This is a genomic window from Psychrobacter sp. S1-30-MNA-CIBAN-0213, assembly GCF_040309845.1.
Classification (GTDB): Bacteria; Pseudomonadota; Gammaproteobacteria; order Pseudomonadales; family Moraxellaceae; genus Psychrobacter.
Genome location: NZ_JBEOPE010000004.1, coordinates 1 through 18,489, shown reverse-complemented (window position 1 = coordinate 18,489; position 18,489 = coordinate 1). Strand labels below are relative to the sequence as shown.

Annotated in this window: 15 protein-coding genes; 11 read left to right on the top strand and 4 right to left on the bottom strand. The window is 42.2% G+C overall.

Annotated elements, in window-relative coordinates; all coding sequences use genetic code 11:
• Window positions 1-79 precede the first annotated feature (79 nt).
• From AAEY87_RS05140 to AAEY87_RS05130, 3 genes are all read left to right on the top strand, one after another.
• Window positions 80-1,864 (top strand): acyl-CoA dehydrogenase C-terminal domain-containing protein, encoded by a 1,785-nt coding sequence (locus tag AAEY87_RS05140; protein ID WP_350656221.1) that lies wholly within the window; start codon window positions 80-82, stop codon window positions 1,862-1,864.
• A gap of 314 nt (window positions 1,865-2,178) precedes the next feature.
• The gene (locus tag AAEY87_RS05135) at window positions 2,179-4,677 is read left to right on the top strand and encodes a site-specific recombinase (RefSeq protein ID WP_350656220.1); all 2,499 of its coding nucleotides are present in this window, start codon (window positions 2,179-2,181) and stop codon (window positions 4,675-4,677) included.
• 606 nt (window positions 4,678-5,283) lie between these two features.
• Window positions 5,284-6,225, top strand: coding sequence for a lantibiotic ABC transporter permease (locus tag AAEY87_RS05130; protein ID WP_350656219.1), 942 nt, complete (start codon window positions 5,284-5,286; stop codon window positions 6,223-6,225).
• Between the two features lie 186 nt (window positions 6,226-6,411).
• Here the strand turns inward: AAEY87_RS05130 and AAEY87_RS05125 are convergent, their stop codons facing one another.
• The 3 genes from AAEY87_RS05125 to pdxA all read right to left on the bottom strand — a co-directional run bounded on the left by AAEY87_RS05125 (window position 6,412) and on the right by pdxA (window position 9,689).
• Complete coding sequence (locus tag AAEY87_RS05125; protein WP_068035459.1) at window positions 6,412-7,248, bottom strand: symmetrical bis(5'-nucleosyl)-tetraphosphatase; 837 nt, start codon at window positions 7,246-7,248, stop codon at window positions 6,412-6,414.
• A 302-nt stretch (window positions 7,249-7,550) separates the two neighbouring features.
• Window positions 7,551-8,414 carry a 16S rRNA (adenine(1518)-N(6)/adenine(1519)-N(6))-dimethyltransferase RsmA gene (gene rsmA / locus AAEY87_RS05120; RefSeq protein WP_068035457.1) on the bottom strand — a complete coding sequence of 288 codons (864 nt, stop codon included), beginning with the start codon at window positions 8,412-8,414 and terminating at the stop codon, window positions 7,551-7,553.
• Window positions 8,415-8,621: 207 nt separating this feature from the next.
• Entirely contained in the window at window positions 8,622-9,689 is a 1,068-nt protein-coding gene (gene pdxA / locus AAEY87_RS05115; protein ID WP_350656218.1) for a 4-hydroxythreonine-4-phosphate dehydrogenase PdxA, read from the bottom strand.
• 329 nt (window positions 9,690-10,018) lie between these two features.
• Here pdxA and dnaB point away from each other — a divergent pair, with 329 nt between their 5' ends.
• From dnaB to argF, 3 genes are all read left to right on the top strand, one after another.
• Window positions 10,019-11,419 (top strand): replicative DNA helicase, encoded by a 1,401-nt coding sequence (dnaB, locus tag AAEY87_RS05110; protein ID WP_068035453.1) that lies wholly within the window; start codon window positions 10,019-10,021, stop codon window positions 11,417-11,419.
• A gap of 74 nt (window positions 11,420-11,493) precedes the next feature.
• Window positions 11,494-12,600 carry an alanine racemase gene (gene alr, locus AAEY87_RS05105; protein ID WP_350656216.1) on the top strand — a complete coding sequence of 369 codons (1,107 nt, stop codon included), beginning with the start codon at window positions 11,494-11,496 and terminating at the stop codon, window positions 12,598-12,600.
• A gap of 194 nt (window positions 12,601-12,794) precedes the next feature.
• Complete coding sequence (gene argF / locus AAEY87_RS05100) at window positions 12,795-13,718, top strand: ornithine carbamoyltransferase (protein ID WP_068035449.1); 924 nt, start codon at window positions 12,795-12,797, stop codon at window positions 13,716-13,718.
• A 154-nt stretch (window positions 13,719-13,872) separates the two neighbouring features.
• Here the strand turns inward: argF and rpiA are convergent, their stop codons facing one another.
• Complete coding sequence (rpiA, locus tag AAEY87_RS05095) at window positions 13,873-14,532, bottom strand: ribose-5-phosphate isomerase RpiA (RefSeq protein ID WP_068327293.1); 660 nt, start codon at window positions 14,530-14,532, stop codon at window positions 13,873-13,875.
• A gap of 258 nt (window positions 14,533-14,790) precedes the next feature.
• Between rpiA and ilvA the strand changes: the two genes are divergently transcribed.
• The 5 genes from ilvA (at window position 14,791) to AAEY87_RS05070 (ending at window position 18,331) form a co-directional block, all read left to right on the top strand.
• Window positions 14,791-16,344 carry a threonine ammonia-lyase, biosynthetic gene (ilvA, locus tag AAEY87_RS05090; protein WP_350656215.1) on the top strand — a complete coding sequence of 518 codons (1,554 nt, stop codon included), beginning with the start codon at window positions 14,791-14,793 and terminating at the stop codon, window positions 16,342-16,344.
• Window positions 16,345-16,474: 130 nt separating this feature from the next.
• The gene (locus AAEY87_RS14495; RefSeq protein WP_502945450.1) at window positions 16,475-16,840 is read left to right on the top strand and encodes an excalibur calcium-binding domain-containing protein; all 366 of its coding nucleotides are present in this window, start codon (window positions 16,475-16,477) and stop codon (window positions 16,838-16,840) included.
• Window positions 16,841-16,869: 29 nt separating this feature from the next.
• Window positions 16,870-17,043 carry an FMN-binding negative transcriptional regulator gene (locus tag AAEY87_RS05080; protein WP_350656214.1) on the top strand — a complete coding sequence of 58 codons (174 nt, stop codon included), beginning with the start codon at window positions 16,870-16,872 and terminating at the stop codon, window positions 17,041-17,043.
• A 108-nt stretch (window positions 17,044-17,151) separates the two neighbouring features.
• Complete coding sequence (locus AAEY87_RS05075; RefSeq protein WP_350656213.1) at window positions 17,152-17,592, top strand: RNA-binding S4 domain-containing protein; 441 nt, start codon at window positions 17,152-17,154, stop codon at window positions 17,590-17,592.
• 238 nt (window positions 17,593-17,830) lie between these two features.
• Window positions 17,831-18,331, top strand: a complete 501-nt coding sequence (locus AAEY87_RS05070) for a low molecular weight protein-tyrosine-phosphatase (protein ID WP_068327284.1) — start codon at window positions 17,831-17,833, stop codon at window positions 18,329-18,331.
• Window positions 18,332-18,489 lie beyond the last annotated feature (158 nt).

Sequence of the window (18,489 nt, the reverse complement as noted above, 5' to 3'; positions counted from 1 at the left end):
TCATAATTAACAATGTAAAATTATAGTTTCAAATACTATGCGAATTAAATTTTATTAATTTTAAACCAAAGGAATGTTTATGGCTGTTTATAATGCCCCTCTGACTGACATGCGCTTCATCTTGACTGATGTCTTTAAAGCTCATGAATTTTGGCAAAATAATGACAATTTGTCTCATGTCGACATGGAAACAGTCGATATGATTTTAGAAGAAATGGCCAAATTAAGTAAAAACGTCTTGCTACCTATCAATCGTAGCGGTGATGAAGAAGGCGCGACTTATCATGGCGATGGCGTCGTCACTACGCCTAAAGGTTTTAAAGAAGCTTATCAGCAATATGCTGAATCAGGTTGGGTCGGACTTGGCGGTAATCCTGAGTATGGTGGACAAGGTTTTCCAAAAATGGTCACCATGCTCACCGAAGAGATGCTCTTTACTACCAACCAATCATTTACACTCTACCCTAACCTAACGGTTGGCGCGACCTTGTGTCTCAACGCGGCTGGTTCAGAAGAGCAAAAACAAACGTATTTAGAAAAAATGTACTCAGGCGAATGGTCAGGTACCATGTGCTTAACTGAACCGCACGCAGGTACTGACTTAGGTATTATCAAAACCAAAGCCGTACCAAATGATGATGGTAGCTATAACATCTCTGGTACCAAAATCTTTATTACTGGCGGTGAGCACGACTTAACCGACAATATTATTCATCTCGTATTGGCTAAGACGCCAAATGCTCCAGAAGGCTCAAAAGGTATCTCCTTATTCGTTGTACCGAAATTCTTGGTCAATGATGATGGCAGCGTAGGCGAACGTAATACCTTATCAGCTGGCTCTATCGAACACAAAATGGGTATCAAAGCCTCAGCGACTTGTGTCATGAATTTCGACGATGCAAAAGGCTGGATGGTTGGTGCTGAGAATACTGGCCTATCTTCAATGTTCATTATGATGAACTATGAGCGCGTAACGATGGGTCTGCAAGGACTTGGCGGTACTGAGCTTGCTTATCAAAACGCTGCACTTTATGCGTTTGAACGTGGTCAAGGTCGTAGTGATACTCAGCTACAAAGCCCAGAGAAACCAGCTGATGCTATCGTTCACCATGCCGATGTGCGCCGTATGCTATTGAATGCTAAAGCTAACGCTGAAGCATCACGCTGCTTTGCGATGTATGTCGCCAAACAACTAGATACTGAAAAGTTCAGCACTGATCCTGAAGCAGCTCAAGCAGCTGCTGCACGTGTTGCTCTACTAACACCGATTGCAAAAGCGTTCTTAACTGATAAAGCGCTGGAAGCCACTATCGATTGCCAGCAAGTTTTCGGCGGTCATGGCTATGTGCGCGAATGGGGCATGGAGCAAATCGTGCGTGACACGCGTATTGCTCAGATTTATGAAGGTGCAAACGGTATTCAAGCACTTGACTTATTAGGCCGTAAAGTTGCCCGCAACGACGGCAAATATATCACCCATTTCTTAGGTGAGATACGTGATTATGTTAGCGCTATGCAAGCTGATCATGGTATTAAGCAAGCGACATTAGATGCCGCTGATACTGTCGAAGAGTTGACTAAAACAGTCTTGACCAACATCGGTTCTCGCAAAAATGAGATTAATGGCTGCGCAGTTGATTATATGCATGCAGTCGGCTATCTATGCTACTCATATATGTTTGCGCTGATGGTTGAAGCAGCTAACGGTAAAGATGGCGAGTTTTATACCAATAAAGCCAAGCTTGCTGATTACTTTGTTGGTCGCGTCTTGCCGCGCATTGATGCTCATGCGCAGATGGTCAAAGCTGGTAGCGATCCAATGATGAATTTTGACTTGGATTATTTTAATGTACCTGCCAGCTAATTAGTCTTCAAAAACTAATAGCTATTTATTTATTAATAAAAAGTTACCAACAAAAAAGGACAGTATGATTACTGTCCTTTTTTTTGCCAAAATTAATTGCTAACAAAATAATTCAGCATTGTAATGTGCTTGCGATTAAAATAACTCCAAATAACTTGCATTCACTCTTAGACTGTCAAAAATATTTGCATCTAAACGCTTAATAAATACCTAATAACCTCTAATTTCTCTATAGATAGCCATAGCTATAAATGATATGACATTATAAATATCAAAATATTGACTATCAAAATAATAACGATAAAGGGTACGCTGTGTCAGAGATAAAACGTATTTTACAACAGATTACTGCCTTGAGTGACGTGCCAGAGCCGTCTGTACTTAAGCGCTTGATTAATGAGCTGCGAGTCAATGAGAAAGAGCCTGCACTTGCTAATCAAAATATCCAAACCCTTATCGACATCTTGCGCCAACATCCAGAATATAGCGATGGTCTTGCCAGCTTTGTATTAAAGCTAATCATTCAATACCGTCAAATTGCCCTATATACCGACACTGGCATTATGTCAGATGAAGGTTTTTTTAGTAGTTTACGCCGCTTGATCGGTCATCGGTTTTTACCGCTACTACCTCAGGATGATTCAGTCGTTGAGCTGGTCGGCTATTTGTTTCATAAACGTCAGGATGAACGCTGGCTCGCTCATATCGAAAAAGATAAATGGGATGCTCTCGTCGATCTTCTCAAAGTCAAAGACGAGCATTTACCTCTAGTAGCTACGGCCAAAAACAGTATTCTAAATGCGATTGTTATTTTGTCTTACCGTATTAGCGGTATCGGTCTGCACCCCGATTTAATGGAAGCTTATCCGCAAATTTTGAACTACTCAGCATCCTTTGTCGCACAAAACCAAGAAGCAGTATTGTTCGTTAATCAATATCGGCAGGCGCACGAGCTCGACACGTTAACGGATATTACTCCCGAACATGCGGTCAATCCTGCACCCCTACTTGTCATGCTTGAACAGTGTGAAGATATCGTGGCAACAGTACGTAAACGTATCTATAAGACTGGTATCTCTATTCGCTTGACCAATATGATGTTACGCCTTGATCAAAGCTTACAGCGTATGCGCATTTTGACCGAACTGGTTGCTGATAGCGGTCACAATCGCGACAAAGCCGTGATTGATCTGATTCAGACCCTTATTACGACTGCTAACCGTCGTTACAGTATTGGCTATTTGATTGATAATAATACTAAGCTGCTGTCACGCAAAGTCACTGAAAATGCTAGCCGCGTTGGTGAGCACTATATCAGCACAGATAGAGCTGGCTATCAAAACATGTTCAAAAAAGCGTCCATTGGTGGCTTTATTATTGCCTTTATGGCCACTACTAAAATATTGGCTTATCACTTGGCGCTTGCACCGATGGGGCGAGCATTTATCAACAGTATGATTTATGGTTTAGGCTTTGTTTTTATTCATATCGTGCATGGTACGGTTGCGACTAAGCAGCCAGCAATGACTGCCGCTGCCATTGCTTCGACCATATCGGAAGGATCTGGAAAAAAATCTCATCAGCTTACTAAGTTATCAGAGCTAGTAGTGGATATCTTGCGCACCCAGTTTATCGCCATCATGGGTAACATTATGCTAGCTATACCAGTAGCATTAATCATCTCTTTTGCTTGGTTACAGTATACAGGCGTACCGATGATTGACACCGATAAAGCAGGACATTTACTTCATGATCTTGACCCCTTCCGCTCTTTAGCACTACCCCACGCTGCCATTGCCGGCGTATATCTATTCCTGTCCGGCCTTATTGCTGGTTACTATGATAACTTGGCTGTCTATAATCAGATTGGCGCTCGTATTCGCAGGCATTGGTTGCTCCAGCGTTTACTCCCTGAAACATGGCTTCAGCGTTTGGGTGGCTTTGTGGAAGCCAATCTGGGCGCTATTATGGGAAATTTTTTATTCGGTGTATTCTTAGGTAGTACCGCTACCATTGGCTTCTTATTTGGCTTACCCATTGATATTCGCCATATTGCCTTTGCATCTGCCAATTTGGCTCATGGACTATTCAATATGTCATCGGCACAAATCAGTTGGGATGTTATTTTAATCTCTATTCTTGGTGTTGCACTGATCGGTATGGTCAACCTAATGGTCAGCTTTTCACTGGCACTCTTCGTCGCATTGCGCTCAAAAGAGGTACAATTCTTTGAATGGAGCCGACTAACAAAACTGGTTTTTGGGCATATCATCAGTCACCCATCTGACTTTTTTTGGCCCCGAGATAAGCCAATGAAATACGCACGTATCGATAGTCAAGGACATATGATATTTGATGATACTGCTGGACAAAAAGGTGGCAAGCCGTTACCTAGCAATTATGTAGTGCGACGTTTATCTGACGTCAAAATATTACCTAAATCTGTAGCTGCTAATGCACAAGGTGAGCAGATGACGACAGATATCTACTATGATAATCAGCCTCAAAACAACGAGCACGATAACCTCATAGATTCAAATTCACTGAAAAGTTCTGGGCAAACAACACACATCTCTTCACCAAAAGCCTTAGCAAAAAAGGTTGTTGACCTAGATGATGGTTTAGTAGATGAAGAACTTAATAGCGTGCCTTATTCTAGTGATATTCAATACGATAAAGCGACCAAAACGCTTGATGCCATTAATAGTAGCGAAAACAGTAGTGCTGATAATGAAAACCCTAATAATAAAGCAGCCGGCGATGCAAAAACGCCATTACCGAAACCTAAAAAACCACCAAAACTGCCTAATTAATAGGACAGTTTTGGTAGCTTTATACTTGGTCAACGGCTGATAACATGTCTAACAATATTTTTTTGATACCTCATTGATATTCATCACATAAATATTCAAAGTTACTAGATTTAGCCATTTACCATAACGTCTGTAATACTAAACCTCATATCTTCAGTCTCAAATATAATTCTTTTAGCTTCGTCTAAAAATATAATATTAGTCATATTATGGCTATTTAATAACCTACTACCTGTATCTATGAATTGAGACAACTCGAAATTTTCCTACTCTCTAAGATCATTGGATCTTAAACAATCCCAGCGTGGTTCAGCATACCCATACGCATCAAAGAGATACTTTTATGGTATTTATCTGCCCAATAGTGATATCGATAATGTCGCAAACCTAGTGAGCATAAAAAGCTCACTGCAAACACCAGTATAAACCATGAAATATGCGGCGTCTTTTTAGTAAAAAATGGCACAGCATTAAAAGGCAGTAAACCGTAACAGTGGCACGATTATGTAATTAAAATAGTATCATGTGGGGATTATTTGCATAATGGATGGTAAAAAAGGGAAGTAATACCCGCTTTTTTACGAATATTTTTTATTAGGAAAGGTCATGCTTCTTCGTTTTATTGCGCGCCATAGCACATTAATTATGCCAGTTTGTGCAATTGTGGGCTTTGTTTTTCCAAACTTATCCAATACAGTATTGGTATATTTACCCCAAATATTGTTCTTCTTGATGTTTTTTACTTTACTAGGCATTGACCAATATGCGCTTTTAAAGCGTATAGCGACAAGCTATGTATGGGTTTTTGCCTTGTTACAAAGCGGGGGTATGAGTCTAGTTTTAATAGTAACTGCTTATGCACTCGGTGTACGTGGCGATTGGCTATTGGCGATTGCAGGTCTTGGTGCCACTGCCCCATTGTTCGGTAGTGGTGCGTTGGTCAATGCGGTGGGATTTGATGCACAACTGGCGACGGCAAAAACTATCGCTGCTACGTTCGTTATGCCATGTACATTATTAGGCGTATTGTGGCTATTAGGCGATGACAATGCGCATATAGACGTTGGCATATATGTTAATCGCTTGTTAGTTTATATTGTTATGCCAATAGTGCTAGCTGTGGCGGTGCGTCGGTTCGTTTCACCGCCTATTTTGTCGCGTTATTATCCCAAAATTGCACAGTTTAATATTTTACTCCTGATGTTATTTCCACTGGGACTGATGGCAGGGTTTCGTACTACCTTTGATCATAAACCGTGGCAAGCGTTGTCATTACTGGTGCTAAGTTCTGCATTGGCATTGGTATTTTATTTTACCGCTTATATAATATATCGGCGTTTTGGCTATGAAAATGCCATTATCGCTGCGTTGGTGTGTGGTGGACGTAATGTATTACTTGCTTACACCATAACTGCACCCTTCATGGGTACGGTGTTTTTACCGTTACTGGGTGCTTTTCAATTACCAGCATTTTGCTTACCCTTACTGGGCAAATATATGGCAAAACGCCATACGACTCGACCTATGGATGTAAAATCAGTTTTCTGAACCGCCTCAACTACTGATAGATGAGTTATCGTTTAGAGGATTTATATTTTGGGTATACCCCAATGGAACCAGTCTATTACACTGATAAAATCTATTAATAGACCACTCAAAGTAGACTGCTATAACAGAACTACTTAAAACAGACCGCTTATCTAGCCTTGTATATCAAGGTTAGATAAGCGGTCATTAAGAGTTTGGACACTGCTCATTTGACGTTATCACTTTGCCATCACTGAGTCGGTAAGCTAGTAGAGAGTTACCCCAAACACAGCCACCATCAAGCGCGCGCGCATGTGGCAAGTCCACTTCACCCTTTAAGGCTGCCCAATGACCAAATAATATCTTGCGAGCACGTGGTACTTGCCATTCAAACCATGGCATAAAATCATCAGGCATATGCTGATCTAGACTAGAAGTAAAACTAAATTCAAGCGTCCCATCCTGCTTGCACAAGCGCATACGGGTAAAATAATTAGATATTGCACGCATCTTGGTAAAGCCATTAATATTATCATGCCAATCATCAGCGTTCTTACTATACAAGTGCGGTAATAGTCGATCCAGTTGTTGCAAACTACCTTTCAATTGCGCCTCTAACTGCTGGGCATACTGTGCAGCTACATCGATCGTCCAATGCGGTGGTATACCTGCATGTACCAATACTGTGCGCTCATCAGGATACGCTAGAATCGGTTGACGCCTTAACCACTGCAATAATTCTTCACTGTCCTCGGCGGCAAAAATCGGCGCGGTTTTATCTTTTTTCCTAATCTTAGTTGCGCCCCGCCATACTGCAAGTAAATTTAAATCATGGTTACCAAGGACAGTCGCCGCCGCACCCTGCTCGCATAGTGCTTTCACATGGCGCAAAGTATTTAACGAATCCTCTCCACGTGCGACTAAGTCACCCGCGAACCATAATTTATCTTGTGTAGGATCAAAATCTAAGGTCTCGAGTAGTTTTTGATACGCAGCATAGCAACCTTGTAAATCACCGATGACATATTGGTGGCGAAAACTCATAATCCCTCGATGATTATCTAAATGATTCTTTTAAATAGCTAGGGCGTGTCCTCAATCTGAACGAGTAAACCTCTAATGGGCTAAAAATGGCTATATTTCCGTCACTCTTTGAAAATTTCTAGACAATATACTCATATTCTCTGCAAAATTTCCTTTGATTGACAAAAATCTATCTCATTTTTATTACCATTATCAAAATGAGGATACACCCTAAGTACTAATGATAATAGCACTGTACACGTGTGAAAGTACAACGACTGACTATTGCAATTGAACTATTAGTTGTTGAATCCAGGTAGAGCTTATTCTTCTACACTCTTGGCTTGATTACTTAACGCCACAAAGTCGCTCACACTGAGTGTTTCTGGACGTGCTTGAGGATCAATACCACAAGCTGCAAAGTCATCTTCACTCAAGGTCGGTAATAGCGTTGATTTTTTGAAGATAGCACGTAAAGTTTTGCGGCGATGGTTAAAGGTTTCACGCACCACGATAGCAAAATACTGTTCATCCTCTGCGACGACTGGTTTATCAATATGCGGTGTCAGACGAAACACAGCACTGGTCACTTTAGGCGGTGGATTAAACGCGCCTCTAGGAACAGTCAGCAGATAGTCAGTCTCGCAGTGATATTGCATAATAACTGACAGACGACCATAAGTTTTGCTACCGACATCAGCAGTGATACGCTCGACCACTTCTTTTTGCAGCATAAAATGCATGTCTTGAATGACATCAGAATAGCCAAGCAAATGAAACAGTATTGGCGTTGAGATATTATAAGGCAGGTTGCCCACCACACGTAGCTTGCCACGATCGGTGCTATAAAATTCACGATAGTCCACATTCATGGCATTTTCTTTAACAATCGTAAAGTTAGGATGGCTGTTTGCGCCGATACGAATGCGTAAGCTATCTGCTAAATCACGATCCAGCTCAACCACGGTCATGGCATCAACTTCTGCCAATAAAGGCTCAGTCAAAGCACCCATACCAGGGCCAATTTCTATCAAGTTGTCATCGCGGTCTAGACGAATACTATCAACAATTTGGCGAATAATACTGCTGTCATGTAAAAAGTTTTGACCAAACCGTTTACGCGGTTGGTGTTTGGCAGTTCGCAAGCTAGCAGCTAATGTATTAGCATCAAACGAGTTTGTGGACATAAAAGATTCTTAATTAATGAGAAACGAAATAATAAAATGAGATTACAAAGCTACAGAATAGCTTATTAATAGACATCAACAATATAGGACGATGCTGAAAGATAATTTTGCAGCATTGTATTTTATAGCATTGTATTGGGTCAAAATTATACCACAGCTTATAATCTGGCTGTATTTTAGCATCATGCTTCATTCTGCATACGTTAACTATCTAGATAATGACTTGTTAGCCATCTCATTTGCCATAACTAATGCCTGATACAAGCTAGTAGCACTTGCACCGCCGCCCCCTGCCAAATCAAGCGCTGTGCCATGATCGACTGACGTACGAATATAAGGCAATCCTAAGGTTAGGTTAACCGTATCACCAAAGCCGTGCGATTTTAGCACAGGAAGTCCTTGGTCATGATACATTGCAATCACCGCGTCACAGTTATTTAAATGCCTAGAGGTGAATAACGTATCGGCTGGCATCGCTTCTGATACGTTTACGCCAGCGGCAATAAACTCTTGCAGTACGGGGTTGATAATCTCAATTTCTTCCATGCCTAAATGTCCACCTTCACCTGCATGCGGATTAAGACCGCAAACTAATATACGCGGATTTGCTATGCCAAACTTCGACTCCATATCATCAAGTACGATTTGCACGGTTTGGCGAACATTATCTACAGTGATAGCAGCAGGTACATCTCTTAAAGCTAGATGAGTCGTAACTAAAGCAACTTTCATCACTTGATTGGCCAGCATCATTACCACTTTTTCACAGCCACTTTGCTGCATAAAAAATTCCGTGTGACCGCTAAACATAGTGCCATCTAATAGTTTAATATCTGCATCAATTAACGCAGACTTCTGTAAGGGCCCAGTGACGATGGCGGCTACGGTTTCGCTCACTGCAAGCTGATGAGCGATTTCCAATTGTTTGGCAACCATTGCTGCATTCTTAGTGTCAATACGACCTGCCAGCACAGGCTCTGCACAAGGTATGTCCAATAATAGAAATGCATTGTTTGCCGTATTAAAGTCCATACTATCAATATCAGTTATTAACGATGAAGTGAGCGCGACACTCTGCCAAGTAGGACAGTTTTTTAGTACACCAGCAGCGATTAGTTGGTCTGCACGCGTTTGCATTGCTTTGGCATCGGCTGTCACCCAGATTGGCCGCGCAAAATCCTGTAATTTCCCTGCTTCTGCTAATAACAATACTACATCCATACCGATACCGGCAGGCTCACCTGTAGTGATTAACAACGGTTGTTTTTGACTCATGAATTTATCCTTATTTTTGTCTTAAATACCAGATATTATTATATTTTTTATAAAAGAAATCGTCATTTATACGGTTATGACAGTTGCTATTTATGACAATGAGTCGACTAACAGAAATAGAGAAATCATCTATTAGCAGCCTCTTAACAATCATAATGTGATAGACTTTCGCTTTTGATTGTAGCATCAATTGAGGCTTGTTTTATGGTACTTATCGTAGGTGCTGGATGCGCCATTTTATGATATAGCGCTTATAATTAGCGCTATACATGTAGCGATTTCAAAAGTACTAACTTATAAATAATTCACTTATAAATACTTAGGCACTCATGGCAGACACTAGCAAAACTGACGACCTACTCAATCAGCAGCCCCCGCACAATATAGATATTGAAAAGGCGCTACTGGCTTCTTTGATGAGTATCGAAGAGGCATATGACAAGATTGCAGATATCGTCACCAAAGACGACTTTTATGCAGGTCGCCATCAACACATATTTGACGCCATCGCTCATCTAGCAGCGGTGAACGAACCCTACGATACTGTCATGGTACATGATTGGCTAGAGGCGCAAAAACTGCTCAAAACCGCTGGCGGCGACAGCTACTTGGCAGATATTTTGAGTCAAAGCCCTGCAACTTTATTTAACCTGACCGCCTACGCTCAGCGTGTACGAGAATTATCAACCCTACGCCAGCTGATTACCACTGGCAACGATATGCTGACCCTTGCTTATAATCCTAAAGATCAAACGGTCAGCGATATTTTAGATAACGTTGAGGCCAAGATATTTAGCATCAACGAGCAACACAATAAGCGTGCTGAGCAGCGCGGCCCTGTCGGTATTACCTCAGTATTGACCAACGTAATTGATAAAATTCAGGAGCTCAAATCAAATCCTGACGGTATGATCGGCTTACAGACACCATTTGCTGAGCTGAATAATAAAACCCAAGGTCTACAAGCAGGCGATTTAGTGATTGTCGCCGCACGTCCTTCTATGGGTAAGACTACTTTTGCTATGAACTTAGCAGAAGGCGTGTTGTTTAATGAAGATTTGCCTGTCGTTGTGTTTTCTATGGAGATGCCAGCAGAATCTATTGTGATGCGTCTACTATCTTCTTGGGGCGCCATTAATCAGACTCATTTGCGTTCAGGACAAATGAATGAAGATGAGTGGGCAAAAATGATGAACGCGATTCAGCATTTGCAGTCTAAGCATTTATACATTGATGATAGTACTGCATTGCCACCATCAGAGCTGCGCTCACGCTGTCGCCGTATCGCTAAAAACCATGATGGCAAGCTTGGCGCTATCATTGTCGATTATTTACAGTTGATGAAAGTCCCTGGCCTCGATGGTAACCGTGTTGGAGAAATCTCGGAAATCTCTCGTAGTCTAAAAGCTCTAGCACGTGAGCTTGAATGTCCAGTCATTGCCCTATCGCAGCTGAACCGAAGCTTGGAAAACCGACCTAACAAGCGTCCAATCATGTCAGATTTACGTGAGTCCGGTGCAATTGAGCAGGATGCCGATTTGATTATGTTTATCTATCGTGATGAGGTTTATAATGAAAACTCAGACCATAAAGGGGTGGCTGAAATCATTATCGGTAAGCAGCGTAACGGTCCTATCGGTACCATACGTTTAGGTTTTGAAGGTCAATTTACCCGCTTTATCAACCTGACGCCTGAGTACTATCAAGGTGTGACTTTTGACGATGAATGATGAATAACGTCAATTTAATGATTGACGACTTATAACTACTTTCTAACAACCAATTGCTAATAAAGAATTTAATTATGCGCACTGCTACCATTACTATTAATCCTGTTGCTCTTACTCACAATTTGAATCAAGTCAAAAAACGCGCGCCCAATGCTAAAGTGCTGGCAATGGTAAAAGCCAACGCTTATGGTCATGGCGTGGCTGCCGTGTTGCCAGCATTGCAGCAAGCAGATGGTATTGGCGTTGCAACGTTTGCCGAAGCAATGGAGGCGCGGCAACTGGGCTGGGATAAAGCGATTGGTTTGGTTGAAGGGGTGTTTAGCGCCAAAGAGTGGCAGCAAGCTATCGATAACGCTTGCAGCTGTGTGATTCATCATGCCCCGCAGTTAGACTGGGCTTTAGAGAACGTCCCAGCAGCTGACAGCCCAGCGCGGCAAGTTTGGCTAAAATATAATACTGGCATGAATCGTTTAGGCTTCAACGAAACGACGGTCGTAGAAGCAGCACAGCGCTTACACGATGCTGGTTACCAGCTTATTCTAACAACGCACTTTGCGAACGCTGATAATCGTGACCATCCGCTAAATGCCATTCAAATACAGCGCTTCTCTGAGATGTTGAGCTATTTGCAACAGCAGATAAGCCCAGCTATTGAAGGCTCATTGTGTAATTCAGCAGGAATAGTAAATTTCTCTGATAACCATTTTGACTGGGTACGTCCAGGTATCATGTTATACGGTAGCTCACCTGTCATCGATCAATCAGCTAACGACTTAAACCTACAGCCTGCGATGGAATTTAGCGCCCATATTATGGCAATGCAAGTAGTTAATGCTGGTGATGCAATCGGCTATGGCAGCCGCTGGACTGCACAGCAAGATACGAGAACTGCTCTTGTTAGTATTGGCTACGGTGATGGTTATCCACGCGTCATCAGCGATGATGCTTACGTTTGTATTATCGATGCTGAAAGCGACACAAGCTATCCATGCCCTATCCGTGGGCGAGTTGCTATGGATATGATTGTCATTGACTTGAGCGCAGCTCCGGTAGATATCGCACTTGATAGCAAAGTCGTCCTGTGGGGCGCTATGCCGCACGTTGATGAAGTCGCCAGTCATGCAGGCACTATTGGCTATGAGCTACTATGTAGATTAAGCGCTCGTCCCAAACGTGCATAAGTGCAACTGTATTTCTATTTAATTTACTTACTATAGGTCAGTCATCATACTGGCTCAGATACCAAAAATTGGCATTTACATTGAAAGTAATTACGCTATACTAAAAGTTTGTTGTCACCACGGCCAAGGCAGTTGCCTGTCGCCATTGACGGCTGATAACGTTTCATTGACTGTGATCGACTGCTAGGATTGCTATGAGTTTGCGCCATTTTTTGACCTTATCTGATTTAACCAAACAAGAACTAGAAAATCTTATCAAACGTGCCAGCGAATTGCGCAAGATGCAACACGCAGGCGAGATATATCAGCCGTTTGTTGGTCGTACGCTTGGCATGATCTTTGAGAAGTCATCCACCCGTACACGCATCTCTTTTGAGACTGGTATGGGGCAGTTTGGCGGTAGTGCGATTTTTTTATCACCAAATGATACGCAACTTGGTCGCGGCGAGCCGTTAGAAGACTCAGCTCGCGTTATCTCCAGCATGGTCGACATTATTATGATTCGTACCTTTGGCCACGAAAAGGTCGAGACCTTTGCTAAGTATTCAAGTGTACCAATTATCAATGCCCTAACTGATGAATTCCATCCTTGCCAGCTGCTTGCTGATATGCAAACTTACTACGAGCATCGCGGCAGTATTGAAAACAAAATCGTGACGTGGGTGGGTGATGGCAACAACATGTGCTCATCATTTATGCAAGCAGCCAATCAGTTTGGTTTTGAGCTACGTGTAGCGGCTCCTTATGGCTTTGAGCCTGACCCAAAACTGATGGAACGCTTCTCGCATTGTGTCAGTCTCGTTGAAAACGTACAAGACGCTGCCAAAGACTCTAATCTCATTGTCACCGACGTATGGGCAAGTATGGGACAAGAGTCAGAGCAAAATACCCGTGCGCGTCGTTTTGCGCCTTATCAAGTGACGCCATCGCTATTAGATAAAGCAGATCCTGACGTCGTCTTTATGCACTGTCTACCTGCCCATCGCGGCGAAGAAATCTCTCATGATATGCTAGATGATCCACGCTCTGTAGTGTGGGATGAAGCAGAAAACCGCTTACACGCACAAAAAGCTTTGATGGAATTTTTATTAAAAGACAAGATTAAGCTACCTGCATAGATAACTAAGCAAACTATTTATAAAATCTTATGCATAAAATATTACGCATAAAGTATTACGTATAAAAAAGGCAGATCACATTTATAGTGTTCTGCCTTTTTAGCTTTCGATTAGAAATTAGCAACTAGTTGACGAGCCGTCTAAAGAGCCGTTTTTAACGAGTGAGTGTCGTCACCCCATTACTACCCGCCTTTAACAGTACATCTGCTTGATTGGCGGCAAAAATACCATTACATACCACGCCTACGATATTGTTCAACTCTTTCTCAAGCGCTATTGGATTACTAACATCCAAATCATAAGTATCTAAGATCACATTGCCATAATCTGTGACAAAGTCTTCACGGTAAACGGGTTCACCGCCTAGAAGGGCTAACTGGCGAGCTACGTATGAGCGTGCTTGCGGCAACACTTCAATTGGTACTGGGAACGCGCGTCCTAGTATCTCGACACTCTTACTCTCATCAACCATGCATATAAACTTGTTAGACGCCGCTGCGACGATTTTTTCACGAGTGAGTGCGCCGCCGCCGCCCTTAATTAATTGCAACTGCGCGTTAACTTCGTCAGCACCATCAATGTAGATGTCAAGCTGACCTGCAAAGTTTAGATCAACTATCTCGATACCAAGCGCGCGAAGCTTATCTTCGGTGACTTGTGAGCTAGCAACGGCGCCAGCAAGCCTCAATGTAGGCAACAACTCAATTAAACAGTTGACCGTACTGCCCGTCCCTACCCCAAGTATCATGTCATCTTCGATATAGCTTAGAGCAGCTTTGGCTGCGGCTTGTTTCTGTGCTTGCTGATCGCTCATCATAAATCCTTGGCAACGTGAGAATAATATCAAAATGCGCGGCTATTATAACCGATGAATTTGATGGATGTTAGGGTAATGACCACTCTAATTTAATCTTTGTTTAGCTGTGCTACTTGCTATAAACAAACCTTTCATATCCATCAAAGCATCAAATTCTAAGCAAAACTTGCAATTGTGTCTTGCAAGATAGTTAAAATCAGCATAGGCTAATCTATTTCATTTTTATCATCATATATCATTTGTTTAGGGATCATTATGCTATCACATTGGGTACGAGCCATCTTGCAAGCTACTGTCTATGACGTTGCTATTCAAACGCCACTTGAGGCCGCACCTAAGCTGACCCAGCGTTTTACCAATGATATTCGACTTAAGCGCGAAGACCTGCAACCAGTCAAATCTTTTAAATTGCGTGGTGCTTATAACCGTATTAGCCAACTGAATGATGAGCAAAAAGCGCGCGGAGTGATTTGTGCTTCAGCGGGCAACCATGCGCAAGGGGTTGCTTACTCTGCCCGCACCCTTAATCTTAAAAACATTATAGTAATGCCCACGACGACACCTGACATTAAAGTCGATGCGGTGAGAGCGCTTGGTGGTAATGTCGACTTGCATGGCGATAGCTTCGATCAGGCCAACCGTTATGCTATTGATCGCGCTGAGCGTGAAGGTTTAACCTTCATACCCCCTTACGATGATGAATTGGTCATTGCTGGACAAGGTACTATTGGACTTGAGCTGACCCAGCAGTGGCGCAACATGGATTATGTTTTCGTTGCGGTTGGCGGTGGCGGTCTGATTTCTGGTGTCGCAGCATTCTTAGGTGAAGTAGCTCCGCATGTCAAAGTCATCGCTGTAGAAGCTGAACAATCAGCGTGCCTAAAAGCGGCGCTTGAGACTGGTGAACGCGTGAAGCTTGATCAAGTAGGATTATTCGTCGATGGCGTGGCAGTTGCTCAAATTGGCGAGTTACCTTTTGACGTCGTACGTACGCAAAAAAGCGATAATTCAGGGCCAATCGTTGAGCCTGAGGTCGTGACCTGTACCAATGATGAAGTTTGCGCGGCTATCAAAGATATCTTTGAAGAAAACCGTAGTATCGTTGAACCTGCTGGCGCCTTGTCCGTTGCTGGTATGAAAAAATATATCGAAGCTAATGGCCTACAAGATAAAAACTGTGTCGGTATCATTTGCGGCGCCAATATGAACTTCGACCGCCTACGTTATATCGCTGAGCGTACTGAAATCGGTGAGAAAAAAGAAGCCATCTTTGGCGTGACTATCCCTGAGCAGACCGGCGCGTTCTTAAATTTTTGCCGCAGCCTGCATGGACGTAATATCACTGAGTTCAATTACCGTGCTGATAGCAAAAAATCACCAGACTCTATGGAGCCTGCGTCAATCTTTGTCGGTATTGCGCTAAAAGAAGGTGATAAAGAACGTCAAACGATTAGTAACCAATTAGCAGCTGATGGCTACACGGCGCATGACTTAACTGATGATGATATCGCTAAATCACATATTCGTCATTTAATTGGTGGACATGCTCATGTCGAGAACGAGCAATTATTAAAAATCACCTTTCCTGAGCGCCCAGGAGCATTACTGACATTCCTAGAAAAACTGGGTGACGATTTTAATATTACACTTTTTCATTATCGCAATCACGGTGCTGCTGAAGGTCGAGTGTTGGTTGGTCTGCAAGCCTCTGAGAGTAATTCACGTCAGTTACAAGACGCCTTACTAGATATTGGTTATGACTGCACCATGCTAAATGACAATATTGGCTATCAGTTATTTTTAAAATAAAAATAGACGTAAGCTATCATCTTCCGTGGCAGTTTTTTAAGCAATTGAAAAACTGCTATAGATGAATTAATAGTGATTATTCGTGGTAAATATTATAAATAGGTATTGAGCAGTGATAAAGAAAATATTGATGATCGCTGTATTGTTGACTTTAGCAATTATAGGTTACAAAATCCTTCAACCCAAAAATTTCACGAGTAATCCTATACCTAATATTGCGAATGACACATCAACTGGAGTTGCTTTCACATCTGATGACCTTGATGATATAACGCCAACCTACGTTGACTCTGATCCAAATTCAACATCAACCTCTGCAGTAAGTCCTGTATTGACGTCACAGCCAGCAGCGCCAAGCTTCTCATGCGATGGCAGAAAGCATTGCTCTCAGATGACCTCGTGTGCAGAAGCCACTTATTTCACAAATAACTGCCCAGATACGAAAATGGACGGTAACAACGATGGTATACCGTGTGAAAAACAATGGTGTAACTGATTTTAACTAAGGCTTAGATTGAGAATACCATGCATGTCCCTTCAAATTTTGCCGAAAACAATTTTGACAGTATTATCGATCTTCTTACGGCTAATCCGCTGGCAACCTTGATTGCTCAAACCGCTGACGGGATTGAAGCTTGTCATATACCATTGTTTTGGCATCAAGCCGCCCTAGTCTCCGTTGATGCTATCTTGTTTTAAATACAGACAAACATTTAAATCATCTGTTACTTTAATAGGCTATCACTCTTTTAATTCGTAAAAGAAACACCATTATTATCTTAGTTTATTGATATCTATGAGGTTTTGATGAGTAAACACAATAAAAACCATAATCAACCCAGCCATAGTAAACCTGATGCTGTGCGTATGCGGCTCGATAAATGGTTATGGGCAGCACGATTTTATCGCACTCGCACTCTTGCCAAAGAAGCCATCGAAAGTGGGCGCGTGCATTATGCAGGTAGCCGTGTCAAAACCAGCAAAGAGATTGCAGTCGGAGATGAATTGAGCATCCGACAAGGCTCAGCCACTGCCATGACCGAAAAGACAGTCATCGTCGAAGCATTAACTGCGCAACGTGGCAATGCTACCGATGCTCAAGTGTTGTATTCAGAGACTGAGGAAAGTGAAGAGCGCCGCGCGTACTATGCTGAACAGCGTAAACTTGCCAACCTTGCTCGACCTGATAACAAGCCTAACAAGAAGGAGCGCCGTGATTTACAACGCTTCAAACATCAGCAAGATTAAAATATTTCTATTGTTTTGCCTGTGCTCTTGTTATTCACCACATTAACCGTTACGCTTAACAAGTCGCGCTAGATGATAATAGATTACAAGTAGACGTTATTAAATTAAGCAAAGATAACTGTCTATCATTTTACTCTAAATTGGCGCTGATTTATTTATCCACTAACATGCTAACGAACCACATTATTAATGTTGGTTTCCTATAGCATGTTTTTTTATTGTCATAAAGGGTCATATTATGCTGATTAAAGCTTCTGCACCATCATCTGTATTATTGGTTTGTCTAGGCAATATCTGTCGGTCACCAACTGCTGAGGAAATTTTCCGTCAGCAAGCTGCTATTGCAGGGCTTTCAATGAAAATAGACTCAGCAGGTACGAGCGATTGGCATATTGGTCATACCCCTGACGTACGCTCACAGCGCCATGCTAAGAGTCATGGTTACAATATTAGCAAATTAGTGGCACGTCAGATAAGTGCTGATGATTTTCGTAAATTTGATCTAATCCTTGCAATGGACGGTCAGAACCTAGCTGATTTGCAAGCATTGAAAGACAGTATTGAAGGTACGTCGCAAAAACCTCTGGCTAAATTAGCTTTGTTTAGCGAAGAAGATCCTACCTATGGCGGCGATGATGTGCCAGATCCTTTTCAGGGTGATGGAGAAGCTTTTGAAAACGTTATTGAACGTATTGAATCTAGCGCACAAGCATGGATTGAAAGCTGGAAAGCCATGTAAGGAAACTTTAGGCATACAAATGTAATGATGGCTAAATAACATTGGTTGGATACTAAAACCTAAGTATTTTATCTGCTTTTGTGAGACCATCCCTGATTCTGTGTAACTGCCATTTAGATTAAATGCTTGCTGATACGATCATCAAACATAATCATAAA